Here is a 6,562-nt window from a genome sequence, read left to right as displayed (position 1 = left end):
GTTCGTCACCATTGAGCTTTATTTGTTCTATTTCCATGTTTATCTTATATTTCTACGGTAGTGTAAAAATCTGACCATATCGGGCTGAATATGGGGACATCGAAATTTTTCCACTACCCATTAAAATCTTATTTTGTAAATACTTTAGTATGATATTTTTAACTCTGCCATTAGGCTATATTGTCTTTTATGAACAAAAATACTAGTTTCTAAGGAACTAATTTAAAATTGCTACCATAAACTGAAAAAACGACTAGAAGTATTAATAAAGTGTGATTATAAATTGATACTTTATTTTGCTTGATTGTTTTTCGCTTCTAAAGCCTTTTTCCTAGCTCTGTATTCCCTTTGTCTTCTAGCATTATCTTCTTTATGTTCTCGGCAATATTTTACATTATAATAACGGTTTTTCTCTTTGTTCCTTACTGCCTTAAACCTTTCTTCGTAGCATTTAATCTCTTCTGATACTGGCAAAACTTCTATGTCGTCTATAAAAGAATGTCTTTTCCTTATTAAGTGTTGGTGAATATCTTCTGTGACATCTGTAAAGACAGTATTTTTCTTCGTATTCAAAGTGTATTGAAGTGGATGATTCCACAGCTTTGGATATATCGAAATAGTATATTTATACTGTTCAATTCTATCTATAAAAGCACAATCAAAAACTTCGTGAATAATATCATACCTTGTTTTGTCATCCTTTATTTCTGCTACTTTATCTAAGTTTACTACCTTGTCATCTCTACTCACCTCAATCAACAGACCTTGAATAGTAGCTCTATCATTCATCCACTTATTCAATTCTTTTCTTTCTCTGTCTATTTTATTATTGAGTTCATTAATAAAAGAATCAGCTTTCGTTATTGATAAAGTGCCCTCCACATAAGCTTTATATTCTATTACCTCCGCTCTTTCCTGCATTGCTTTAATTTGCGATTCAGAGGTTTTAATTTTACTGTCACATATTGCGAGTTGACAGTAATATTGTTTTCTGTCTTCATCATTTCTGTGCATTAGTTTAGTTGCATAAAGCGCAATAGAACTATGCCAAAGTATGCTGTCAACTAAATTTATCTGTATCCAAAATCCTTTAGTACATTCTTGACAATGATATGTATTGTTATTTTTCTTTGCAACCATTATTCCACCACAGTAAGGACATCTTAATAATCCTTTACCGAAATAATAGTTATTATACTGTTTTTTAGGTTTGTTTGTATTACTCTCTGCTATCTCTTTACATTTGTTTATCATTTCCAATGTTACTAACTGAGGATATATATTTCCTTCCGTCTTGACATTATTACGTTTATTGGTAGAAGAGGGCAACCCTGCATAAGCTAAATTGTTTAAAGTTAATGATATAAATTTTCTAGCAGTAAGCAAAGTATAACCGACTAATAGCCCTGTTTGCATTAGTTCTTTAGCTAGACTACCATAACTATATTTCCCTGTCAAATATAAAGCAAATATCGTCTTTACTATATTTGCCTGTTTCTCGTCTATTATTAGTTTTTTCGTTGTCTCATCTACCGTATATCCATATAAAATCCAGCCACCAGTGTATATGGATTCTTTGCGTTTAGCATCTTTGGTACGTTTCCACCTGGCTAGTTTAGTACGCATTTCTGATTCTGCCATTTGGGAGAATAAAGTGAATACCATTTCTGCACCCTCATCTATATCTCCATTATCTTTAAATAGCCGTATAGACGGATTCTTGACTACTAACTGTATTTTATGAGTTGTGAGATAATCCAATACAGAGAAGTTTATTTTCTTTCTTCTAGCAATTCTTGATACTTCCCAACAGTACACACAATTTATATCGTTATCTTCTTCAATCAATTCTTTCATCTTGTTTAAGCCTGCACGCTCTTCTTCCGCTAATTTTATACCGGATTCCTTTTCACATACAGGAATTATGCACTCTGGTAAGTAGCCGTCTTTGATAGCCATATTGTAAATTTCTCGTTCCTGTTCGTCGAAATCCTGTGCTTTTGTAGAAACTCTTACTAATAGTATTGCCTTCATATTCAGATTATTCTAATAATAATGATGCAAATATAACTATTTTAGTAACAGGATGTATAAATTATACTATATAATACAATAGTGAGAGTATCGGTATTTGTTATGAGGGCGGACTTGACAGTAAAGGACGGCCGAAGGATACGCGTACCGAGTGGCAGAAACATTCTCTGCGGGTGTTGATTCTTACCCTGCTGAAGGATTATCCGGGTTGCCGGGTATGCGGGCATCGGGATTTGAGCCCGGACTTGAACGGGAATGGGGAGATTGAGCCGGAAGAATGGATTAAGGCTTGTCCTTGCTTTGATGCTGAGACTGACTGGGGAAAAGTGTAATCCCCCCCAAAAAAAGAAAGCGGCTCGTAGCTATACGAGCCGCTTTTTGTTATTTATAATCCTTTTACTTAGCATCAAATGCAGTATCAATCAATGCTTTCAAGTTCTGATAGTGGCTCTTATATATGCCACTTGAAGCACTTGCCGCACTGTTCAGTTCACTTCTAAGACTTACCAGTTGTCCGCGGGCAATGGCAGGCGCTTCCGAAGGGGAATCCGGGAAATAACTCATCGGATTAGAGTTATTTTTCGGCTTGTCGAGCATGGCAATCAAGGCGTTCACATAGACTTTTTGCAAAGCACGCTGATTGAGGTCGGGCCTCTTGCCACCTCTGAGGTCGCTCCAAATACCTTTCTTCAGGTCTTGGAACATTTCATTGGAAGTATAGGCTTTATTGCCGTTCATCAATTCGTTGGTCGTCATCTTGTCCAGCGTGCGGCTGCTAAGCAAGCGCTTCAATATGTTACTCTGCACGCGGAAGATATAATTGAAAGTATTGACTCCGGCCTTTTCTGTCAGTTTGTCGTCCATCAACCAGGTGGGCGTGGTGAATAATTCTTTGTTCAAGAATGTCACAGCTTTCTTCTGTATATCCTTCGGCACAAATTCCACAGCTTTCACGTCGGTCTGTTCTACCGAAATCGGGGTGCTGTAAATACCGGCGACATTGGTTGCTACATGTCCCATATACAGGGAGAATTGTCCGGCTACGTTGCTGTATAAGGTGCTTGCCTTTTGGTAGCCCTCGTTCGGTTCGTACGTCCAGTTGATGACTTCGGGCATGATACGTTTCAGATTCTTGATGCCGTATGTGCCTGCCAGCACTGCGTCGTCTCCCAAGTCCTCGTTCTGGTTGCGGGGGTCGTCGCGGTCGGTTTCCGTGCCGAAGGTGTAACGCTTGTCTTCCTTCAGTTTGCTGATAATCCACTTGTTCATATAGGGTACCTCAGCTTCTGCCGTCTCAAATTCAGGCATCCAGCGGTAGCCCCATTCGATAGACCAGTCGTCGTAGATACCGATGCGGGGGAAGATTCCGGCACGTGAGATATTGTCTTCCGGCTGGGCGATGTAGTTGAAACGTGCGTAGTCCATGATGGACGGGGTGTGGCCGTTGGCTTCTACCCATGCTTTGTCTCTCAGTTTTTCTACCGGGACGGTGGCGGAAGAGCCGAAGTTATGACGCAAGCCCAGTGTGTGACCTACCTCATGGGAAGATACGAAACGAATCAGTTCACCCATCAGTTCGTCGTCAAACTGGGGTTTGCGTGCTCCCGGGTCGATGGCTCCGGCTTGTACGATATACCAGTTGTAAAGCAGGAGCATCACGTTGTGATACCAGTTGATATGTGTTTCGAGGATTTCACCGCTGCGGGGGTCGTGTACGTGAGGGCCGCTTGCGTTAGGAATGTCGGATGGTTTGTAGACGATAGCCGAGTGGCGGGCATCTTCCAGGCTCCATGTCGGGTCGTCCGTGGGGGCTTCTTTGCCGATGATGGCGTTCTTGAAGCCGGCTTTTTCAAAGGCTTTCTGCCAGTCGTTGACTCCTTGAATCAGGTAGGGAACCCACTTTTTAGGAGTGGCAGGGTCGATGTAGATGACAATGGGTTTCTTGGGTTCTACAAGTTCGCCTCTCAGGTATTTTTCCTTGTCCTCGTCTTTCGGTTCGAGACGCCAGCGGGTGATGTTCGCTTTGTATTTCATTCCGTGCGGGTTGCCATCAAAGTCTTTGTAACCGACTGCGAAGTAGCCTACGCGGGCATCGAACAGTCTCGGTTTCATCGGTTCTTTGGGAAGAAGCAGCATGGAGCTGTTCAATTCGTAGGTCATCGGGCCGGTGGAGTTGTAATATTGAGCCATCATTTTCTCCATAGGGCTGCCCATTGGCGGTTTGCGCTGGAAGGTACGCACGGTGCGGACTTCGATATTTTGAGGGAAGGCTTTCAGGGTGTCGATGTAGCTGGCGTCGGGTATCATTGAGGTTGCGCCGATATTGTCTTTCGCAAAGTTGGAGAAAGAGAACATATCGCCGTCCTTGCGGATAAAGTCGGTCATTTCGATTACGTAATTTTTCGTCAGGCTGTCTTTGCGCATTGTCTTCAGGGGGAAGGTGGCGACGATGGGCTGGACGTTGGAGTTCAATACTGCCTGATACATTCCCAGTGTATCGGTAGAATGTTCCAAATAGGAGATTTGGCGGATAAACAGTTTGTTGTCACGTCCCAGTTCGAAGCGGATTACTTCGTCGCTGATATGGTCGCCGGGGTAACCGGCTTTGCGTTTCTGCTTGTCTACCGGGGCTTTTACAATACGGTTCACAATCAGTATGTCGCGTCCGAACAGTGAATCGGGTATCTCGAAGTAGTATTTTCCTTCTATGCAATGCACTTTGAAGAAGCCGTTCATCGTCTTGGCTTTATTGGTGATTACACTTGCGTAAGGTTGGAAAGGGGATTTCTTGACTTTGGCTATGGAGTCGGCTTTAGCTTTGTCTGCAGCCATTTCGGTAGCACTTTTCTTTTTTTTCTTCTTTTTAAAGAGGTCCGTAGACTGTGCTCCGGCTGTTGGAATCAACATTGCCAGGAGCAACAAAAGGGTAGTTAGTTTTCTCATGCTTTTATTTTTAAGATGTTAGTTGTAACAAAGTTATGAAAATAATCCAAAAATGGGGCAAAGTGAGTTCTTTTTTGTTCCAAAGATGGGGCAAGTACTTCCTTTTTTGAAACAAAAAAGGGGCAAAGTGAGTTTATTGTACTCAAATTGAAGAAAGTATCTTCGGTAAACTACCCAAATAATAAAAAGGAAGATTGATTAGACGGAAACTCTTTCCGGCAACTGTTTTCACATCATCAACAGAATAAGGAGCGTTCCAAATACGGATAGCTAAGTCACCGCCTGATAAATCCATGAAAGAATGTATCGAACGGAGATGAGCATTATTTCCACATTTCACTTCAATCGGAATAATCTGTGTTCCCTTTTGCCATATAAAATCTGCTTCTGCATTGGAGCCTTGCTTGTCACGTACCCAAAAATACAAGTCGGAGATATACTGTCCATCAAGTAATACCTGTAATTGCTGTGCTACAATATGTTCGGCGATAGCTCCTTGCCATGTATCCATCAAAGTACGGTCGTGCAAAACCTCTGTTTGGATATTTGCAGCAAAATTGACCAATCCCGTATCCAGCCACATCAGTTTAGGAGCACGTTTTAAAGCAGGCAGCACGGGTGCGTGTACGGCCGTAACAGGATAAACCAGGTGGAGTATAAACGCCTTTTCCAAAATATTGAAGGCTTCACGTACTTCCTTAGAATTATAGCTTGATTCTCCGAAATTCCCCAGTCGGATAGTCTGTCCGGCCTTGTTCCAGCCTGTCCGCAATATATGACGGATGACATGTGTCTGTAACTGGGTCGGCGCATACTTTTCAACGTCTTCGTTATAGCCTTTCAATAAAGAATTATAAATAGACTTCAGACGTACCAAGTCTCTATTCTCCGCATAATCAGCTACTACTTCCGGCATACCACCAATCAACGTATATCTATGGAAACGAGACATTGCCTCTTCATGCAACACAGACGGCAAACTTACTTCGTCTATCGCTGTACGATAATGCTCTTCGCCCATAGCGGTCAGATATTCGCCGAAAGTACAAGGAGACAGTTGCATATATTCTACCCTGCCTACCGGAAAAGAGATACGCTCTTTCAACAATGACTGTAAACGTGAACCGGCAGCAATAACATACAACTCTGGCATGTCTTCATAAAAGTACCGCAACAATGCTACCGCCTTAGGTACATTCTGTATCTCATCTATAAATAGCAACGTCCGGCCTTCACGTAAAAGAACATTCTTTTGGAAACAAGCTATTTGGACTATTTCCTGCACTTTATCCGTGCCCTGAAACAGGCGGGCGTCTTCTTCGCGCTCCAGATTCAAATGAAGATAATTCTCAAAGTTCCGGGCAAACTCATTGACTAATGTAGTTTTTCCTACCTGACGTGCACCACGCAACACTAATGGTTTGCGCCCCGTACGTGCAGCCCATTCCTGCAACTGATTATAAATATCTCTTTTAAACATAAAAATCATTGTTAATCAGCAACAAATATAGTGTTTTATTCTAAGAACATAGGCAAAATATCAAAGAAATCGTCTGAAAACATAGGCATAATTTAGAGAATACAG

At 41.7% G+C, this 6,562-nt stretch carries 3 protein-coding genes and 1 pseudogene; 1 reads left to right on the top strand and 3 read right to left on the bottom strand.

Translation table 11 applies throughout. From position 1 onward, the window contains the following. Positions 1 to 291: 291 nt before the first annotated feature. Entirely contained in the window at positions 292 to 2,034 is a 1,743-nt protein-coding gene (locus RDN93_RS16595; protein WP_308746553.1) for a recombinase family protein, read from the bottom strand. Between the two features lie 74 nt (positions 2,035 to 2,108). On the opposite strand from RDN93_RS16595, the pseudogene RDN93_RS16590 reads away from it, so the two are divergent. Further along, a pseudogene (locus RDN93_RS16590) lies at positions 2,109 to 2,366 on the top strand (N-acetylmuramoyl-L-alanine amidase); the annotation flags it as partial. Positions 2,367 to 2,430: 64 nt separating this feature from the next. Here RDN93_RS16590 and RDN93_RS16585 read toward each other — a convergent pair. Together RDN93_RS16585 and RDN93_RS16580 are read right to left on the bottom strand one after the other, a co-directional pair. Continuing rightward, positions 2,431 to 4,977, bottom strand: a complete 2,547-nt coding sequence (locus tag RDN93_RS16585; RefSeq protein ID WP_308746552.1) for a zinc-dependent metalloprotease — start codon at positions 4,975 to 4,977, stop codon at positions 2,431 to 2,433. 142 nt (positions 4,978 to 5,119) lie between these two features. After that, positions 5,120 to 6,457, bottom strand: a complete 1,338-nt coding sequence (locus RDN93_RS16580) for an AAA family ATPase (RefSeq protein ID WP_308746551.1) — start codon at positions 6,455 to 6,457, stop codon at positions 5,120 to 5,122. Positions 6,458 to 6,562: the final 105 nt, after the last annotated feature.

Source organism: uncultured Bacteroides sp., from assembly GCF_902491285.1.
Lineage (GTDB): Bacteria > Bacteroidota > Bacteroidia > Bacteroidales > Bacteroidaceae > Bacteroides.
Note: the sequence above shows the minus strand (reverse complement) of the source record. Positions and strands in the feature narration are given on the sequence as shown.